10 protein-coding genes are annotated in these 19,258 nt (G+C 70.9%); 6 read left to right on the forward strand and 4 right to left on the reverse strand.

Going from position 1 to position 19,258, the window contains the following annotated elements:
* Positions 1-325 precede the first annotated feature (325 nt).
* Positions 326-1,285 (reverse strand): hypothetical protein, encoded by a 960-nt coding sequence (locus Vau01_RS25730; RefSeq protein ID WP_203997193.1) that lies wholly within the window; start codon positions 1,283-1,285, stop codon positions 326-328.
* 285 nt (positions 1,286-1,570) lie between these two features.
* On the opposite strand from Vau01_RS25730, the gene Vau01_RS25735 reads away from it, so the two are divergent.
* From Vau01_RS25735 to Vau01_RS25745, 3 genes are all read left to right on the forward strand, one after another.
* Positions 1,571-4,159, forward strand: coding sequence for a valine--tRNA ligase (locus Vau01_RS25735; RefSeq protein WP_239151845.1), 2,589 nt, complete (start codon positions 1,571-1,573; stop codon positions 4,157-4,159).
* Positions 4,156-5,484: a bifunctional folylpolyglutamate synthase/dihydrofolate synthase gene (locus Vau01_RS25740; RefSeq protein ID WP_203997194.1), complete on the forward strand. Its 1,329-nt coding sequence runs from the start codon at positions 4,156-4,158 to the stop codon at positions 5,482-5,484. Before Vau01_RS25735 ends, Vau01_RS25740 begins: the two co-directional genes overlap by 4 nt.
* An 86-nt stretch (positions 5,485-5,570) precedes the next feature.
* Positions 5,571-5,930, forward strand: coding sequence for a DUF4233 domain-containing protein (locus Vau01_RS25745; RefSeq protein ID WP_239151846.1), 360 nt, complete (start codon positions 5,571-5,573; stop codon positions 5,928-5,930).
* Between the two features lies 1 nt (position 5,931).
* Here Vau01_RS25745 and Vau01_RS25750 read toward each other — a convergent pair whose 3' ends face one another.
* Entirely contained in the window at positions 5,932-8,457 is a 2,526-nt protein-coding gene (locus tag Vau01_RS25750; RefSeq protein WP_203997198.1) for a VOC family protein, read from the reverse strand.
* Between the two features lie 366 nt (positions 8,458-8,823).
* On the opposite strand from Vau01_RS25750, the gene ileS reads away from it, so the two are divergent.
* Complete coding sequence (ileS, locus tag Vau01_RS25755; RefSeq protein WP_203997204.1) at positions 8,824-11,937, forward strand: isoleucine--tRNA ligase; 3,114 nt, start codon at positions 8,824-8,826, stop codon at positions 11,935-11,937.
* A 32-nt stretch (positions 11,938-11,969) separates the two neighbouring features.
* Here the strand turns inward: ileS and Vau01_RS63515 are convergent, their stop codons facing one another.
* Together Vau01_RS63515 and Vau01_RS25765 are read right to left on the reverse strand one after the other, a co-directional pair.
* A complete protein-coding gene (locus Vau01_RS63515; RefSeq protein ID WP_239151847.1) occupies positions 11,970-14,594 on the reverse strand; it encodes an Hsp70 family protein in 2,625 nt (874 codons plus the stop codon).
* A gap of 52 nt (positions 14,595-14,646) precedes the next feature.
* Positions 14,647-15,300, reverse strand: coding sequence for a lysophospholipid acyltransferase family protein (locus Vau01_RS25765; protein ID WP_203997205.1), 654 nt, complete (start codon positions 15,298-15,300; stop codon positions 14,647-14,649).
* Positions 15,301-15,334: 34 nt separating this feature from the next.
* Between Vau01_RS25765 and Vau01_RS25770 the strand changes: the two genes are divergently transcribed.
* Positions 15,335-16,417, forward strand: coding sequence for a protein-L-isoaspartate O-methyltransferase family protein (locus tag Vau01_RS25770; protein WP_203997207.1), 1,083 nt, complete (start codon positions 15,335-15,337; stop codon positions 16,415-16,417).
* 33 nt (positions 16,418-16,450) lie between these two features.
* On the forward strand, positions 16,451-19,117 hold the full coding sequence (locus Vau01_RS25775; RefSeq protein WP_203997208.1) for an Hsp70 family protein: 2,667 nt from the start codon (positions 16,451-16,453) through the stop codon (positions 19,115-19,117).
* Positions 19,118-19,258 lie beyond the last annotated feature (141 nt).

Here is a 19,258-nt window from a genome sequence, read left to right on the forward strand (position 1 = left end):
ACAGATTGAGCCGCCCCGCAAGGGGCGGCTCAATCTGCTTTTGGGGCAGATTTGCCATCAGCCAGCGGCCGATCCCGTACCCGCGGCGGGCCGGCGGAGCTGTCATTCCCGGCCCCGGGGGACGCAGGCCGGGCACGGTGACCGACTCGGCGCACTTGTCGGCCACCATCTGCGCGAGCGGAGCGGCAACTCGCCGGCTCTCTCTGCCGCGATCTTGGAATTCTATGGTTGTCATAGCGACCGCAAGATTCCAAGATCCGCGAACCGGGCGGACGTATGACTGTGGGCTCCCCGCTTACGCAGGGAGCCCACAGTGGCGTCTGGATCAGCCGCGCTTGAGGACCTCGGCGCGGATCTGGCGGAACAGGTCGGCGCTGTCGGTGGACGAGCGGTTGACGAAGATCCCCAGCATGAGGCTGCCACCGTCGGCCCAGCCGCAGACGGACAGGGCCTGGCCGCTGCTTGCCGTGGTGCCGCAGCGCATCTTGCCGCCCAGCGGGCCCGGGTCGACGTCTTCGACGCCCGAGGCCGCGAGTTCGCTGCTGAAGGCGTCGTCGAGTTCGCCCTCGGGGTCGGTGATCCGGCCGGTGGCGCCGACCAGGCCCACGGCCTTGGTGAGGTCGCCGCTCGGGGCGTAGTAGGCGGCCACGGCGCTGTCGGCGTTGGTGGCGGTCTTGATCTTCTGGGCGGTGTCGTTGGCGGTCTTGTTCAGCGTGGCGTTGTCGACCTTGGTGAGGCCGGCGACGGTTGCGGGAAGGTCGATCCGCGCGGGGTACTCGGCGGCCTCCGCGGAGGCGCTGGGCTCGGCGGAAGCGCTGGCGGTCGGGCCGGCCGTCGGTTCGTCGTCGTCACCGGAGGTGAAGACCATCGCGGTGCCGACGCCGACGAGGATCAGCAGGATGACGATGCCGCCGATCACCAGTGCCAGCATGCCGCCGCGGTTGGTGCGGGGGGCGGCCGGTGTGACGAACGACGGGGGCTGCTGGGGCGGGGCGTAGCCCTGGTAGCCGGGTTGCTGCATGGGGGGGTAGCCCGGCTGGGGGTACCCGGCGGGCTGCTGCGGTACGGCGCCGTAGTTCGGGTCGTAGGGCTGCTGACCCTGGTAGGGCTGGCCGGACATCGGCGGCTCGGTGGTGTACGACTCCTGCGAGTAGCCCCCGGTTTCGTAGCCGCTGTAGGGCGGGCCGCTGAGCGGAGGGTTCGGGGTACCGCCGTAACCCCCGTACTGGGGCTGCTGCTGTTCCGGCTGGCCGTTCCAGGGCTGGCCGGATGGGGGATAGGTCACGGGGGTCCTCCACGAGGCTTGGTGCAAGGTCTTTGTTCGAACGTAGCTGGTCGGCACACCCGTGCCCCGGTTCAGCCGATCAGGGCAGCCTGCCCGCGCAACGCGTCGAACAGGACGTTAATTCACCTATTGTCGCGGATCGGCACGCTTCCGACCTCGGCCGACTGTGCCCCGGTGCGGGTCGATCGGGTGGCGACATCCGCCGCGCCGGTGGGCTGACACATGACCAGGTAGCGGGCACGCACCTGGCGACGGCGGGCACGGCCCGCTCCGTAGACTCGCATTGTGACCGATACCTCGACCACCCAGCGACGCGAACTCTCCGCGCAGTACCAGCCCGCCGAAGTAGAGGAGCGGCTGTACCAGGGTTGGGTAGAGGCCGGCGTATTCCAGCCGCAGGGCGACGGCGAGCCGTTCAGCATCGTCATTCCGCCACCGAACGTCACCGGGTCGCTGCACGTCGGGCACGCGCTCGACCACACGATCCAGGACACCCTGATCCGCCGCCGGCGAATGCAGGGGTACTCGACGCTGTGGCTGCCGGGCATGGACCACGCCGGCATCGCCACCCAGAACGTCGTCGAGCGCCAGCTCGCCGGCGAGGGCGTCTCGCGGCACGACCTGGGCCGGGAGAAGTTCGTCGAGCGGGTCTGGCAGTGGAAAGCCGAGAGCGGCGGCAAGATCCTCGGCCAGATGAAGCGGCTGGGCGACTCGGTCGACTGGTCCCGCGAGCGGTTCACGATGGACGAGGGCCTTTCCCGCGCGGTCCTCACGATCTTCAAAAAGCTCTTCGAAGACGGCCTGATCTACCGCGCCAACCGCATCATCAACTGGTGCCCGCGCTGCCTCACCGCGCTCAGCGACATCGAGGTCGAGCACTACGAAGAAGACGGCGAGCTGGTCTCCATCCAGTACGGAGAGATCGTCGTGGCGACCACCCGGGCCGAGACGATGCTCGGCGACACCGCCGTGGCCGTGCACCCCGACGACGAGCGGTACAAGCACCTCATCGGCACGGAGGTCGAGCTGCCGCTCACCGGGCGGCGGATCCCGATCGTGGCCGACCCGCACGTCGACCCGGCGTTCGGCACCGGTGCGGTGAAGGTCACGCCGGCGCACGACCCGAACGACTTCGAGATCGGGCAACGGCACTCCCTGCCCAGCGTCACGATCATGGACGAGCGTGGCGTGATCACCGCGCCGGGTCCCTTCCAGGGCCTGGACCGGTTCGAAGCGCGACCGGCGGTCGTGGCCGCGCTGCGCGAACAGGGCCGGATCATCGCCGAGAAGCGGCCCTACCAGCACGCGGTCGGCCACTGCTCGCGGTGCTCCACGATCGTCGAGCCGCGGCTGTCGCTGCAATGGTTCGTCAACACGGGTCCGCTCGCGAAGGCCGCCGGTGACGCGGTGCGCGACGGCCGCACGCGCATCGAGCCGCCCGAGCTGGCCAAGCGCTACTTCGCGTGGGTCGACAACATGCACGACTGGTGCATCTCGCGCCAGCTGTGGTGGGGCCACCGCATCCCGGTCTGGTACGGGCCCAACGGCGAGATCGTGTGCGTCGGCCCCGACGAGGAGCCGCCCACCGGCGAGGGCTGGGAGCAGGACCAGGACGTCCTCGACACCTGGTTCTCGAGTGGGCTGTGGCCGTTCTCGACGCTCGGCTGGCCGGAGCAGACCGAGGATCTGAAGAAGTACTACCCGACCAGCGTTCTGGTGACCGGCTACGACATCCTGTTCTTCTGGGTCGCCCGGATGATGATGTTCGGCCTGTACGCCATGGACGGCCGGCAGCCGTTCGACGTCGTGGCGCTGCACGGCATGGTGCGCGACCAGTACGGCAAGAAGATGAGCAAGTCGTTCGGCAACGTCGTCGACCCGCTCGACTGGATCGAGCGTTTCGGCGCCGACGCCACCCGGTTCACGCTCGCCCGCGGCGCCAACCCCGGCGCCGACGTGCCGGTGAGCGAGGAGTGGTGCCAGGGCTCGCGGAACTTCTGCAACAAGCTGTGGAACGCCACGCGGTTCGCGCTCATGAACGGCGCGACCGTCGAGGGCGACATGCCCACAGAGCTGAACACCGTGGACCGGTGGATCCTGAGCCGGCTGCAGCACGTCACCGCCCAGGTCGACCAGTACTTCGAGACGTTCGAACTCGCCAAGGCGTGCGACACGCTGTACCACTTCGCCTGGGACGACGTCTGCGACTGGTACGTGGAGCTGTCGAAGCCGGTCCTGGCACAGGGCAGCGAAAGCACCCGGCGCGTCCTCGGCCACGTGCTCGACACCCTGCTGCGGCTGTTGCACCCGGTGATCCCGTTCGTCACCGAGGAACTGCGCTCCGCGCTGAACCCCGGCGGGGGGTCGGTCGTCGTCGCGGCGTGGCCGGAGGCGGAGAAGCGGTACCACGACGGCACCGCCGAGGCGGAGATGGACGCGCTGCAGCGGGTGGTCACCGAGGTCCGGCGGTTCCGCGCCGACCAGGGCCTGAAGCCGGGCCAGCGGGTCGTCGCGCGGCTCGACGGCCTCGCCGGTGCCGGGCTGGCGCCGCACGAGTCGCTGATCCGGTCGCTGGCCCGTCTTGATCTTCCCGAGGCCGAGTTCGCGGCCACCGCGACGCTCGCCGTGGCGGGCGGGGTCACCGTCGCGCTGGACACGCGGGGCTCCATCGACGTCGCCGCCGAGCGGGCGCGCCTCGCGAAGGACCTGGCCGCGGCCGAGAAGGAGGTCGCGCAGACCCGGGGCAAGCTGGGCAACGCGGCGTTCGTCGAGAAGGCGCCGGCTCCGGTCGTGGCGAAGATCAAGGACCGGCTGGCGACGGCGGAAGCCGACATCGCCCGGATCAACGCCCAGTTGGCGGCGTTGCCGGCATGAACGAAGAGTTCCGGCGGGTCGACGCCGAGCTGATGAAGCGCGGCTACACCCGCATGGTGTTCGACCTCGGGCGGATCGAGGCGCTGCTCGACCTGCTCGGCAACCCGCAGCGGGCGTACCCGTCCGTCCACCTGACCGGGACCAACGGCAAGACGTCGACGGCGCGGATGATCGACTCGCTGCTCCGTGCGCACGGGTTGCGCGTCGGTCGCTACACGAGCCCGCACATGTCGAGCGTGCGCGAGCGCATCAGCATCGAGGGCGAGCCGGTCGGCGAGGAGCGGTTCGTCGACATTTACCGCGAGGTGGAGCCCGTCGCGTCCTATGTGGACGGTGAGGCCGACGAGCCGTTGACGTACTTCGACATGACCACGGCGCTCGCCTTCGCGGCGTTCGCGGACGCCCCGGTGGACGTCGGGGTGATCGAGGTCGGACTCGGCGGCGTCGACGACTCGACGAACGTGATCCAGGCGCGCACGTGCGTCATCACGCCGATCGGGCTGGACCACACCGAGTGGCTCGGCGACACGCTCGAAGACATCGCGTTGGCGAAGGTGGGCATCGTCCACAAGGGAGCGACGCTGATCTGCGCCGCCCAGCCGGACGAGGCGATGGAGCCGATCCTGCGGCACTGCGCCGAGGTCGAGGCGACGATCGCCCGCGAGGGCACGGAGTTCGCGGTGCTCGCCCGCTCGCTCGCCGTCGGCGGGCAGATGCTGGCGCTGCAGGGACTCTCGGGCGTCTACGAAGGCATCTACCTGCCGCTGCACGGTGCGCACCAGGCGCAGAACGCGGCCGTGGCACTGGCCACCGTCGAGGCGTTCCTCGGTGCGGGGACGGTGCGGTCGCTCGACGCGTCGGTGGTACAGGAGGGCTTCGCGGACGTGACGTCGCCGGGCCGGCTGGAGCGGGTCCGCAGCGCGCCGACGCTGCTGCTCGACGCGGCGCACAACCCGGCCGGCATGAAGGCTCTGGTGACGGCGCTGACCGAGGAGTTCGACTTCCGCCGGCTGATCGCGGTGGTCGCGACGCTCGGTGACAAGGACGTGCGGGGCATGCTCGATCTGCTCGAGTCGGCCGTCGACGCGGTGGTCGTCACGAAGAACACGTCGCCGCGGGCGATGCCGGTCACCGAACTGAACGACCTGGCCGTGGACATGTTCGGCGAGGACCGGGTGCGCGCGGTGTCGAACCTGCCCGACGCGATCGAGCTGGCGGTGGCGCTGGCCGAGGAGGACCTCGAACTCGGCCTCGGCGGCGTCGGTGTGCTGGTGACGGGGTCGGTGGTCACGGTGGCCGACGCACGGAAGCTGCTGGTGCGGTGACGGAGCCGGCCCGCGGGCCTGAAAGGGCCGGATCAGACGGGACCGGATCGGGCGCGGCCGGGCCTGGATCGGCCGGCTCGGGCGCGGTGCGGCCTGAAGCGGCCGGGCCGGAGCGGCCGTCCGGGTTGCGTAATCCGCCGGCCGCGGTGCGGGGTGCCGGCGCGGGTGCGCTGGCCACGATGGCGCTCGTGCTGCTCATGGGCATCGTGCCGCTGATCAGGCTCGACGCGCCCGGTGCGGCGATCGTCGTGATCGCGGTGCTGGCCGTGGTGGCGATCGTCCTGTGCGGACTGCTCAAGCACGAGTGGGCCTGGTACGCGGCGATCCTGGTGCCGTCGGTGCTGATCGTGGCGGGCTTCCTGCACGTGGCGCTCGCCGTGCTCGGCGTGATGTTCGCCCTGCTGTGGGCGTACATGCTCCACGTACGGCGCACCGTGTTGCGCTGACTCAGCCGTGGATCTCCCAGTTCGTCACCGCCAGGGTGTGACCGTCGGGGTCGTGGAACGTGGCGGCCCACAGCTCCAACTGCTCCCCGTGGCTCACCACCCGCGGCGGGTGCACGAAGTCGAGACCCTTGTCGCCGAGTTCCCGGTAGGACGCCTGCACGTCGGGCACCTCCAGGGTCAGGTACACCACGCCCGGATCGGCCGGCCCCGGGTCGGCGGAAAGCTTCAGCAGCAACCGGGACTGGCCCCGGGCCAGCCGCGCCGAGTTCTTGCCGGTCTCGATCTCGGACAGGTCGAGGACGTCGCGGTAGAACGCCACCGACCGGCTCAGGTCGCGGACGAGCAGCGTCACGTTGACGCCGCTCGCGCCGAGGTTCGACAGGCTCATCGACGGCGCCGCCAGGAACGCGTCGCCGGACAGGTCCTCGTCGGTCTCGGGGTCGTCGGTCTCGGGGTCGTCGCTGCCGGCATCCTCGGGAGGCGCGGGGCGGTCGCGGGCTTCGGTCCGCGACGCACTGCCGTTGGACGCCGCACCGGCGCGGTCGCGGTCGATCCGCAACGGGACGACGTTGAACGGGTCGCCGGGGTCCTCGTCGCGGGTGGCCGCCGGCCGGGCGGTTCCGCCTCGTGCGGGTTCGGCCCGGGGGGCTGGGCGAGCAGTGCCGTAGCCGTTGGGACCGGTGTCCGGCACGTCGATCTCGAGCGCGTGGTAACTGCTCCGGTCGAACGTCATGCGGTCGGTTTCGCTGCGGTCGGAGTAGGCGTGGTCGTCGACGATCGAGCCGGTGAGCACCTCGCCGTACCCGCCCTCGACGGTGCCCGAGACCACTTCGGTGTGGTCGGGCTCGGGCCGTGACTCGGGCCGGATCGGCGTGGCCGCCGGCTGGGCGTCGGGCTGTGGGGCGAGTGGCCAGTCGGGCGGTGGCTCGGAGGGCGCCTCGGCCACGTAGACGGGGTTGATGCCGGAGGAGGCGCGGGGTTCGCCGGTTTCGGTGTCGGCCGACTTGCGTTGCCGCGGGCTGGGCCGGCGCAGGTGCGGGCTGGGCCGGCGGCGGGGCAGCGGCAGGGAGACGGGCGGGCCACCGGCTTCGGCCGCGAGCGGGGTGCCCGGGTCGGGAGCGTCGGACCCGCCACGGCGACCGCCCCAGCTGGCGCCACCCGGAAGCGAGGACCCGCCGGGACCCTGGCCCCCGGGACCGTCGCCGCCGGGACCGTCGCGATCGTCGTCGTCGAGGTCGTCCGGGCCGCCGCGCCGGCTGGCCCAGCCGGTGCCGCGTGGGCGGTCGTCGCCGGGGTCGTGTGGGCGGTCGTCGGCGGTGCCGTGCGGGTCGTCGGTGGTGGTGGTGGTGCTCAGTGGGCGATCGTCGGTGGTGGTGCCGGCCCAGAGGGGGCGGTTGCGGTCGTGGGCTCCTTGCTCCGTGGCCGGTGGGTCGTCGTCGGTCGGGTCGGTTGGGTCGTCGACGGGTGTGGGCGGGGCGGAGCGGTTGGCGACGGGGGTGCTGCGGACGGGACCGGCGGCGGTGTCCGGAAGGTCGCTGTCTTCGGTGTCGTCGGGCTCACTGGAAACCGGGGGAGCGGCGGTGGCCGGGGGGTGCTGGGCTTCGGGTTCGTCGGGTTCGTCGGGGTTGCGCCAGTATTCGTGGAGTTCTTCGTCGTCGGGGTCGTAGGTCTCGGTGACGAAGGCGCGGTTCTGGCGGTCGCGGTCGGCTCGGATGTTTCGGCCGAGGGGGTTCGGCGCGGGGGTGAACGGCGCGGGGTCGGGTTCGTCGAAATCGGGCGTTTCGTCGCGTGGGAGTGGGGGTGCGGCGGCCGAATTCGAGACGATCTTGGTCTTGGGGGCGCCGGGTGGTGGCGGGGCGGCCGGCTCGACGAGCATCGGGGCGGAGACCGGGGCGAAGTCCATGCCCGCGGCGGCGATGGTGCCGGAACTGGTCGGCAGGTTCGGTGGCGGCGTGGGCGGCGGGCCTACCGGCAGCGGGGGGAGGTCGTCGAGGAACTCGTCGGCGGGGAGGTCGTCTTCGAACTCGTCGTCGAGGTCGGCGGGGAGGTCCTCGACGTACTGGGGGTAGAGGTCCTCGCCGGCGGCCTGGGCGTGGGTGACGACCTTGTCCCAGAGCACGCGTACTTTCCGAGGATTGTTCGCGACCACCTCGACCGGGAGGGTGGCACCGTCGTCGGGCCATTTGCTCACCGGGACGGCCGGGTCGAGCACCCGCACGGCGACGCCGTCGATTCCCGCGGCGAACACCGACAGGTGCAACTCGCACCGGCCGACCATGCCCGACGAGGGCGGCGGCGAGGCGCTGTAGACGTGCGCGGTGCCGAAGATGTACTGGCGACCGGCGGACCGCACGGCGGTGAGGATCAGCAACGCCGGACCCAGCACGCCGACGGCCACACCCACCGCCATGATGCCGGGATTGCCGAAGCCGATGCCGTAGGACACGACGAACAGACCGAGTGCGCCGAGCGCGATCGCCATGAACCGGCGCCCGTACGACATGCTCAGCCGATTGCCGTTAGCCAATGTGACCTCCCACGGGCTCAGATTGAGGCTAGGCCCCTGGCGCGCACCGCGAAAGCCGACGCCGCGTTCACTTGCACGTATTTTGCGAAACCCCGTTCACCGGTAATGGGGATGAGGCGCCGCGGACGGCTCGGGTACGCTGGACGGACAGGCGTCGACCCGGCCATCACCGGCGAGCCTCCGGAAGAACGGGCCCTGTTGGCAGTTCGGTGCACACGGGTCCTATTAGAACCGGACGGGGCGGCCCGTCACAGCCGGCCGATGAGCGGCCATCCGCGCCAAGCGGATGGCAAGCGGGGTGGTACCGCGGGCCAGACAATGGGCTCGTCCTCGCACGTTGAGTAGTAGCAACGCGAGGAGCCACCGATGTCATATCCGAAGCACGTCGAGAAGGCGGGCGTACCCGCCAGCCCCGACCTGCCCGCCGTCGAGCGGGGCGTGCTGGAACACTGGAACGCCGACGGCACGTTCGAGGCGAGCGTCGAAGCGCGCCCGGCCGGCACCAACGGGTCCAATGAATTTGTCTTCTACGACGGCCCGCCGTTCGCCAACGGCCTGCCCCACTACGGCCACCTCTTCACCGGCTACGTCAAAGACGTCGTGCCGCGCTACCAGACGATGCGCGGCAAGCACGTCGAGCGCCGGTTCGGGTGGGACACCCACGGCCTGCCGGCAGAGGTCGAGGCGGAGAAGCAGCTCGGAATAACCTCCAAGGCGGAGATCCTGGCGCTCGGCGTCGACAAGTTCAACGCCGCCTGCAAGGAGTCGGTGCTGCGCTACACCAACGAGTGGGAGCGCTACGTCAACCGGCAGGCCCGCTGGGTCGACTTCGACAACGACTACAAGACGCTCGACCTGCCGTACATGGAGAGCGTCATGTGGGCGTTCAAGACCCTGCACGACAAGGGTCTGGTGTACGAGGGCTTCCGCGTGCTCGCCTACTGCTGGCGCTGCGAAACCCCGCTGTCGAACACCGAGACCCGCATGGACGACGTGTACCAGGACCGGCAGGACCCGGCCCTCACCGTCGCCTTCAAGCTGGAGACGGGCGAGAACCTGCTCGCCTGGACCACCACGCCCTGGACGCTGCCGTCGAACCTGGCGCTCGCGGTGGGCCCCGACATCGAGTACGCCGTGTACGAGGAGAACGGGCAGAAGTACATCCTCGGTGCCGCCCGCGCGGGCGCGTACGAGAAGGAACTCGCCAACGCCACGAAGACGGGAACGGTGCTCGGCAGCGAACTCGTCGGCCGCAGGTACACGCCGCTGTTCGACTTCCTCGTGGAACCGGCCGGCCCGAACGCCTTCCAGGTGCTCGGCGCCGACTTCGTGTCCACAGAGGACGGTACCGGCGTGGTGCACATGGCACCCGCGTTCGGCGAAGACGACCAGACCGCCTGCAACGCCGCCGGAATCCCGACGGTGGTGACGGTCGACGACCACACCCGGTTCACGTCGCTGGTGCCGCCGTACGAGGGCCTGCAGGTGTTCGACGCGAACAAGCCGGTGACGCGCGACCTGAAGGCCCGCGGTCTCGTGGTGCGCCACGACACCTACACCCACTCGTACCCGCACTGCTGGCGGTGCGCCACACCGTTGGTCTACAAGGCGGTGTCGAGCTGGTTCGTCGCGGTAAGCACGTTCCGCGACCGGATGGTGGAGCTCAACGAGCAGGTCACCTGGGTGCCCGGGCACGTCAAGGACGGCTCGTTCGGCAAGTGGCTGGCCAACGCCCGCGACTGGTCGATCAGCCGGAACCGGTTCTGGGGCTCGCCGATCCCGGTGTGGAAGAGCGACGACCCGCAGTACCCGCGCGTCGACGTCTACGGCTCGCTCGACCAGCTCGAGGCCGACTTCGGGGTTCGCCCCGACGACCTGCACCGGCCCGGCATCGACGAGCTGACCCGGCCCAACCCGGACGACCCGACCGGTCGCTCCACCATGCGGCGGGTTCCGGAAGTGCTCGACTGCTGGTTCGAGTCGGGGTCGATGCCGTTCGCCCAGGTGCACTACCCGTTCGAGAACCGCGACTGGTTCGAGCACCACTACCCGGGCGACTTCATCGTCGAGTACATCGGGCAGACCCGCGGCTGGTTCTACACCCTGCACGTGTTGGCGACGGCGCTGTTCGACCGGCCGGCGTTCCGCACGTGCATGGCGCACGGCATCCTGCTCGGCGAAGACGGCCGGAAGATGTCGAAGAGCCTGAAGAACTATCCGGACGTGCAGGGTGTGTTCGACACGTACGGCTCCGACGCGATGCGCTGGTACCTGTTGTCGTCACCCGTGTTGCGCGGCGGCGACATGCCGGTGAAGGACAGCGGCGTGCGCGACTCGGTGCGTCAGGTGCTCCTTCCACTGTGGAACGTGTGGTCGTTCTTCTCGTTGTACGCCAACGCGGAGAACTACGACGCCGTCGCGCGAACCGACTCCACGCACCTGCTCGACCGGTACGCGCTGGCGAAGACGGCCGACCTCGTGGAAACCGTCACCGCGCAGATGGACGCGTACGACATCTCCGGTGCGTGCGCGTCGGTGCGGTCCTACCTGGACGCGCTGACGAACTGGTACGTGCGACGGTCGCGCGACCGGTTCTGGGCCGGCGACCGCGACGCGTTCGACACGCTGTACACGGTGCTCGAAACCCTGTGCCGGGTGGTCGCGCCGCTGGCGCCGCTGACCGCGGAGGAGGTGTGGCGCGGGCTCACCGGCGAACGGTCGGTGCACCTGCGGGACTGGCCGACCGCGGACGCCATGCCAAAAGACGCCGAACTCGTCAGGAGCATGGACGCCGTCCGCGACGTCTGCTCGGCGGCCCTGTCGCTGCGCAAGGCGAAGGGGCTCCGGGTGCGGTTGCCGTTGCCGGCGCTCACCGTGGCCACGCCGCGCGCCGAGGAACTGCGGCCGTTCAAGGATCTGATCGCCGACGAGGTCAACGTCAAGACCGTCGACCTCACGGCCGACCTCGCCGGGCACTGCGAACAGGTGCTGACGCTCGTGCCGCGGGTGCTCGGGCCGCGCGTCGGCAAGCAGGTGCAGGTGGTGATCAAGGCGGTCAAGGCCGGCGACTGGGAACTCGTCGACGGTCAGCCGGTGGCCGCCGGGGTCACGCTGGCCGAGGGCGAGTACGAGCTGAAGCTCGTGGCGGCCGACGCCGACCACTCGGCCCCGTTGCCGGGCGGCGAGGGGGTGGTGGTGCTCGACACCGCGGTCACCCCGGAACTGGCCGCGGAGGGGCTGGCGCGCGACGTGGTGCGCGTCGTGCAGATGGCCCGCCGCGATGCCGGGCTGGCGGTGTCGGACCGGATCACGCTGAGCGTGGAGGCACCCGGCGAGGTCGGCGACGCGGTGCGGGCGCACAGCGCGTTCGTGGCGGCGGAGACGCTGGCGGAGCGGGTGGAAACAGCACCGGTGGAGTCAGGGTTCGAGGGCGAAGCCGGCGACGGCGTGGCCGTGCGGGTGCGGGTCCAGAAGGTGTGAGCGCAAGGGAGACGGCCCCCGGGCCGTCTCCCTCAGCTCTTGTTGACGTTCCAGACGGTGAACGCGTTGCCGTCGGTGGCGCAGGCGAGGTGGAAGTAGTCGCCGTGGCAGGTGCCCGGCCGCACGGTTTCCTCGCTGGCCTCGGTCTTCCCGTCGTCGCCCATGTAGATCGAGACGATCTCGACCGTGTGCGGAGCGAGGTCCGATCCGGGGACGAACACCACGTGACCGTTGCCGAGCGCCCAGAGCTGCCCGCCGTACTTCTTCGCCGTGCCGTCGGCGGTCTCGACGGTGGTGGTGAACGCGGCGTCGCCCTCGGTCGAGGTCACCAGGATCCAGCCGAACGGGCTGCTCTTCTCGTCGGCCACGGCGCCCGGGATGTTCGCGAACGGCACCTTGGCGCGGAAGGTCTTGTCGGCGCCGGCGAACGTGGCGATCTCGCGGGTCGACGCGTCGTCGCCGACCTGGTCGATCACGCAGCTGATGCCGCGGTTCTGGTTGCAGCTGCCGATCCACAGCGGCTTGCGGTTCGCCGGGCCGCGGGTCAGCTGCGGGACGCCGGTGCCGTTGAAGACCTGGTACTCCAGCTTGTTCTCCACGTAGTAGAGGAGGTTGTCCTCGGGGTGGAGGTGGACCAGGTTCGGCGGCGTGGCCGGCGGCACCTTCTCGACGGCGTACTTGATCTCGTTCTTCGCGATGTCGTAGAGGTACAGCACGCCCTCGTTGTTGAGGACGCCGACCTTGTCGGTGGAGTGGCGCAGGTCGGAGAGCAGCCGGGCGCCGGGCGGCAGGTTCTGCGGAGCGTTCTCCTTGGGGGTCTTGCCGGCGACACCCGATTTGATCTTGCCAGCGCTCGGCGCGTAGACCACGTAGTCGAGGTTCTGCGTGAACCGGTCGAACCGGTGGAGCATGACGTCGTCGTCCTTGCCGAGCGTCAGCGTCGTGTGCAGGTCGTCGACGCCGTTGGTGAGCTCGACGTACTTCTTCCCGTCGGCGGTCGGCTTCGAGATGACCGCGATCCAGTTGTCGAGCATCCGGGCGCTCGCCCACTCGCCCTTGACCGTCGACCGGTGCCGCCGTTCCGCGCCGGTGGCCAGGTCGACGGTGACCACCTCGACCGTCCCGTCGGTGCGCTGGCCGATCGCGTAGGCCTTGGTCTCGGCGGCGAACGCCTGCCGGAACCCGTTCGGGGCGAGGTCCGGGATCGTCGTCGTCCGGGGATCCGCGAGGGTGGGCGTGGTGAAGTAGTGGTCGTAGACGTAGTAGCCGGCGGCCACGAAGCTGAGCACCAGCACCGGTACCAGGAGAAGGGCCGCCCAGAGCCACTTCCGGCCGCGCCGGGCCCGGCGGGGCCGCGGCGGCGCAGGATGACCCGGCCCGGGGTAGCCGGGGCCGCGCGGCGGCGAAAACCCGGGCGGGACCCCGGGTGGACCGCCAGGGGGTCCGCCCGGAAGGGTCGAGACGGGCAGCGCTGAGACGGGCATCGCGGTGGGCGGCCCGGACGACGGGACGGCCGACACCGGCATGCCGCCGGACAACGACGTCGCGGTGACGGACGCGGGCGCGGGCCGCTGGGCCGGGACCGTCGGCGCGGCTGCCCCGGCGACGGCGCCCTCGGCCACCGGCAGTTCCGGCTGCTCCAGCACCGTCGGCGCGATGCCCGTGTACGTGTGCAGGAGCCGGCTGACCAGCGGCACCCGGCTCGTGCCGCCGACCAGGAAGATGCCGGTGAGCCGGTCGGGGGTGAGACCGCTGCGGTGCAGGGCGGTGGTGAGCTCGCCGGTGGCCCGGTTGAGCAGGGGCGTGGCGAGCTGTTCCAGTTCGTCGCGGGTCAGGTGCAGCGACGCGCTCACGCCGGGCACCGCGATGGGCGCGGTGGTGGCCCGGGACAGCATCTCCTTGGCCGCGCGCACGTCGTCCCAGAACATCCGCCGGTTCCGCCGGGCCAGTTCGTCGGTCGGCCGGCTGATCTGGGCCCACACCTGCGGATGCTGGGCCGCGAGGAGCTGTCCCAGGTGGTTGACGATGGCCGCGTCGATGTCGAGGCCGCCCAGATCTTCGGCGCCACCGGCGCCGACCACGGTGAACGTGGCGCCGTCGTTGCGGACCAGCGCGACGTCGAGCGTGCCGCCGCCGAAGTCGAAGATCGCCAGGACGTGGCCGGGCGGCACCGGCTGCCGCAGCGTCTCGGTGAAGTACCGGGCGGCGGCGATCGGTTCCGACATCAGGGTGACCGGTGGCCAGCCGGCCGCGGCGGCGGCCTGCTGCAGCCGTTGGCGGCGGTGGGCGCCCCAGGCGGCCGGGCAGGTGATCACCGCGGGCGGCAGGTGCCCGAGGGTGTCCTGCACCGCCCGCGCGACGGCCCGCAGCGGTGCGGCGAGGACCTCGACGATCGGCAGTTCCCGGTCGCCGAGGAACAGTGCGTCCTCGTCGATGCGCCGCTTGGGGTTGGGTTCGTAGCGGGCCGGGTCGAGCTGGGCCATGCGTTGGGCGTCGCGACCGACGTGCAGGGAGCCGTCGTGGTCGAGGAAGACCGCGCTGGGCAGCACCGGTTGGCCGTCGAAGAGCACGGGCCGGGTGCGGCCGTCGGGCCACCGGACGATCGCCACCGTGTTGGACGTGCCAAGGTCGATTCCCACGGCATAGCCACTGCTCATGGCGCCTCCCCCGCGCAGCACAGAACCCGCGCGAGCATACGGGCCGGAACTTCTATTGCGGTCGGCGGGCGTAACGCGCGACGTACTCCTGCCCGGTCAGCTTCGCGATCTCGTGCATCAGCTTCGCCGTGACCTCGCGCATCAGCTTGGCGTTCGCGGCTTCCTTCTCGTACGGGGAGAGGTCCATCGGCTCGCCGAAGACGACCTCGCAGCGGGCCAGCTTCGGCAGCCGCGCCCCGATCGGCTGGATGCGGTCGGTGCCGATCAGCCCGACCGGCACGATCCTGGCGCCGGTGTCGAGGGCCAGCTTGACGGTGCCGGGCCGGCCGCGGTGCAGGCGTCCGTCGGGGGAGCGGGTGCCCTCCGGGTGGATGCCGAGGACGTTGCCGGCCTTCAGGACGGGCACCGCGGCGTCGATGGCGAGCAGCGCCTCCCGGCCGCCGGTGCGGTTGACCGGGATGTTGTTGAGCCCGGTGAGCAGCGGGCCGAGGATCCGGTGCTGGAAGTACTCGGCCTTGGCGAGGTAGTACACCGGCCGTGGGCACACCATCGGCACCACGATCGAGTCGACCACCGACAGGTGGTTCGCCGCCAGGATGACCCCGCCGTCGGTGGGGATGTTCGAGATCCCCCGGACCCTGGGACGCCACACCATACGCAGAACCGGTGAAACCGTGAGCTTCCCGAACGTGTACAGCGCGGACAACCCGGTACCCCTTCGTCGTGCGATCGTGGGCAGTGTGACCGACGATCGGCTGCACCGGTATGCGACAAACGTCACCGCCGACGTCCGTGACCCCGCGGTGGTCGACGCGTTCGCGCGAGTGCCGCGCGAACACTTCGTGCACGCCGTCGTCGATGAGGACGGCCGGCCGGTGCCGGTCACCCTGGAACAGGTCTACTCCGACGAGGCGCTGGTGACCAGGGTCCACGACGGGCGGCCGAGCAGTTCCAGCTCGCAACCGTCGCTGATGGCCCAGATGCTCGCCGAACTGCGGCTGCGGCCGGGCCACCGGGTGCTCGAGGTGGGGACCGGCACCGGCTACAACGCGGCGCTGATCGCCACGATCACCGGCGCCCCGGTGGTCACCGTCGACGTGCAGCCCGACGTGATCGCCGAAGCCACCGCGGCGCTCGCCCGGGTCGGCGTCTCCACCGTGACCGCGCTGCTGGCCGACGGGTACCTCGGCGCGCCCGGATACGGGCCGTTCGACCGGATCGTCGCCACGGTCGGCGTCGGTGGGGTGCCGCCGTCGTGGCTGGAACAACTCGCCCCCGACGGGCTGATCCTGGCCCCGATCGAGCACGGCGGAATCCAGCCGTGCGTGTCGGCCACGGTCTCACCGGACGGCCTGGCCGGCCGGGGCGCGCTGCGGTCGGGGTTCATGCTGGCGGCCGGCGCGCTGCACCCGCGGGCCACGCCACCGGCGACGATCACGATGCCCGAGCCGTCGGTCACGGTGCCGGTGCCACCGGTGGCGACCCGTCACTACTACGAGCTGTGGTTCGCGCTCGCGGCCTGGGACGCCCGCGTCGAGCGCCGGTACGCGGAGGGGCTGGTCGAGGGCGTGTGGCCGGGCCCGGCGACGGCGTGCACCGTGGTGGATCCCGCCGACGGGTCGGTGGTGGTCGCCCTCGACGCGCTGTACCCGGTGGGCGCGACGCCGGAGTTGGTGGATCATGTCCGATCGCTGGTCGGCCGATGGCACGCCGCGGGCGGTCCGGCCGTCTCCGACTGGCGCTGCGACTTCACGTTCGGCGACGGCCTGTGGCTTCCCACCGGGTGGCGAACCGAGGCGCCCGGACGTGCGCCGACCCCGTAGGATCGCGGCCGTCAATGTAGGCCGGGGGGACCAATGGCCAGCGGGTATGCGGTCGGCATCGATCTGGGCACGTCGAACACCGTGGCGATCGTCCGGTGGCCCGACGGTCGTACCCGTCCGGTGCTGTTCGACGGGCAACCGGTGCTGCCCAGCGCCGTCTTCCTCGACCAGGACGGCACCCTGCGCGTGGGTCGCGACGCCCAGCGGATGGCCCAGCTCGACCCGGCCCGGTACGAACCCAACCCCAAGCGGAGCATCGACGACGACGCGCTGTTCCTCGGTGACCGGGAGCTGCCGATCGTCGACGTGCTCGCGGCGCCGCTGCGGGCGGTCGCCCGGGCCGTCACCGACACCGTTGGCCACCTGCCGCCGGCGGTGATCACCTGCCCGGTGGCGTGGGGCAGCGCCCGCAAGGGCCGGCTTCAGCAGGCCGCTTCCCGTGCCGGCTGGCCGCCGGTGACCGTGGTGCCCGAGCCGATCGCGGCGGCCCGGTACTTCACCGAGACGCTGCGCCGGCCGATCCCGCCGGGCAGCACGCTGGCGATCTTCGACTTCGGCGGCGGCACCCTCGACGTCGCCCTGGTGCGCAACGACGGGGCCACCTTCACCGTCGTCGGCACCGGCGGCGCGGAGGACCTCGGCGGCCTCGACATCGACGCGGCCATCGTCGCCCACCTGGGGCAGTTGCTGGCCGTGCAGCACCCGCAGGTGTGGGCCCAGATCAGCCAGCCGACCGACGAACTGGCCCGGCGGAACCGGCGGATGTTCTGGGACGACGTCCGCGCCGCCAAGGAGATGCTGTCCCGCTCGAACAACGCGCCGATCCCGGTGCCCGGCGTGAGCGCGTCGCTGCACCTGACCCGCGACGAGCTGGAGCAGCTGGCCACGCCGCTGCTGCGCCGGGCCACCGGTGAACTGACCCGCGCCCTGCGCCAGGCCAACCTCACACCCGCTCAGCTCAGCGGGATCTTCCTGGTGGGCGGCACGAGCCGGGTCCCGTTGCTGAGCCGGATCCTGCACGCCGAGAACAACGTCGCACCGACGGTGCTGGAGCAGCCGGAACTTCCGGTGGCCGAGGGCGCCGTCGCGGGTGGGGTGGCCGCCGCGTCCACGCCGACGCAGGCACCGGTGTCGGCGTCCCCGGCCGTGCCGGTGTCGGGAACGCCGGTGTCCGGGCTGCCGGTGTCGGGAACGCCGATCTCGGGGTCACCCTCCTCGGGAATGCCGTCGTCGGGAATGCCGTCCTCGGGAATGCCGTCGGGAATGCCGACCCAGGTTCCGCCGCGACCGGTCCCGAGGCCGTACACCAACGTGGGTCCACCCCCGCCCCGTCCCATGCCCGCCGGGCCGATGTGGGTGACGACCGGGCCGCCGCCGCGCCCGCCGCGCCGCTACCGGGCCTGGCCGTGGCTGCTCACGATCGCGCTCGTCGTGGGCGGCCTGTGCTACGGCGGTTATCTGGTCTACCAGGCCCAGACGGTCGAGCCGTTCGCGAAGGAACACACGATCACCATCGCCGACCTGGCGCCGACCGGTCTGCACCAGATGGTCGTCACCGCCTCGACGGCGTACGCGATCGGCCAGCACACCGACGGCTCCGTCGAGGTGTCGACGGTCAACCTCGCCACGGAGGCGAAGCACTCGTACAGGTCGGCGCCGGCCGGTGGGTGGACCGTCGCCGTTCAGCTCGGCGACTGGGTGGCGGTGGTGTCCGTGCCCGCCGCGGACGGAAGCCGGCAGATGTTCGTGGCCAACCCCGTCACCGACGAGTCGGCGACGGCCACGCTCGGCAACGGCGAACTGGTGACGCTGCAGGGCACGAAAGGCGGCGGGGGAACCGCCCTCGAATACGTCACCCACTCGGCGGCCGCCAACACCGCGCGGTACGGCACCGTCGACAGCAAGAGCAACGTGCCGGGCACACCGATCGGGCTGCCGGGCGGCTCCCGGCCGCTGTACAGCGAGAACGGAACGTTCTTCATCGACGGCGCCGGCAAGGTCTACCGGTTCTCGTCGGCGGGGTTGCAGGCGACGCAGGCGAAGGTGCCGCCGGGGCATCCGACCACGTTGATCGAGTACGACTACGACCGCAGCGCCCTCCTCCTCGCCGAGAGCAAGCTGGGCTACCAGGTGCTCCGGTCGGGATCCCCGATCTACCAGGGTCCGACCGACCGCCAGCCGGTGTGGATGGGTTTCTGCGGTGCCGACGACGACGTCTGCGTGATCGACGAGAGCCCGAACTCGCCGGTCAGCCGCGAGTTCGTGCAGATCGAAACCGGCTCCGAGCAGCGCACCCCGGTGCCGTACGCGGCGGTGTCCTACCGGGTGCCCGGCCTGTCGTACGGCACGGACAACTTCATGATCGTCCCGGCATTGCAACAGGACAAGTTCAGCTCGATCGTGGTCGAGCCGACGCGGGGGTTGAACCACATCTATGACAGCGAGGTGCTGCTGCTCGCCGACGACCTGAACGGCGGTGACATCGACGCCCTGATGCTGCCCACCCATCCCTTCGGCGCGGCAGCCGACTGGGATGCGATCCCGCAGTCGTTGACGGTGACCGGCCTCGACCTCGACGGGGACAACCGGAAGACACTGGGCCAGGTGACCATCCGCCGGGCCAGCTGCGACGTTGCCGCCAGCCGCCTGGCCTGCGCCACCGCGACCGATTTCCAGGTATGGAAGATCGGGCGGGGATAAGCCGTTGACCGCGGCTGTTAGCGTGACTCATAGTTGTTAACGGCCACCCGGCCGACGAGGCCTTACACGCAGCCCATAATAATGGGCCAGATTGAGATTCTGGTTTATTCAGGCTTCGTCACTCGGGTGGCATTTCTTTTG

Origin of the sequence: Virgisporangium aurantiacum, assembly GCF_016863635.1 — a bacterium.
Taxonomy (GTDB): Bacteria; Actinomycetota; Actinomycetes; order Mycobacteriales; family Micromonosporaceae; genus Virgisporangium; species Virgisporangium aurantiacum.

Bases quoted from the DNA above. Each gene is read 5' to 3' on its own strand.
- Vau01_RS25740 (WP_203997194.1), top strand. From the start codon at position 4,156: ATGAACGAAGAGTTCCGGCGGGTCGACGCCGAGCTGATGAAGCGCGGC.
- ileS (WP_203997204.1), top strand. From the start codon at position 8,824: ATGTCATATCCGAAGCACGTCGAGAAGGCGGGCGTACCCGCCAGCCCC.
- Vau01_RS63515 (WP_239151847.1), bottom strand. From the start codon at position 14,594: ATGAGCAGTGGCTATGCCGTGGGAATCGACCTTGGCACGTCCAACACG.
- Vau01_RS25775 (WP_203997208.1), top strand. From the start codon at position 16,451: ATGGCCAGCGGGTATGCGGTCGGCATCGATCTGGGCACGTCGAACACC.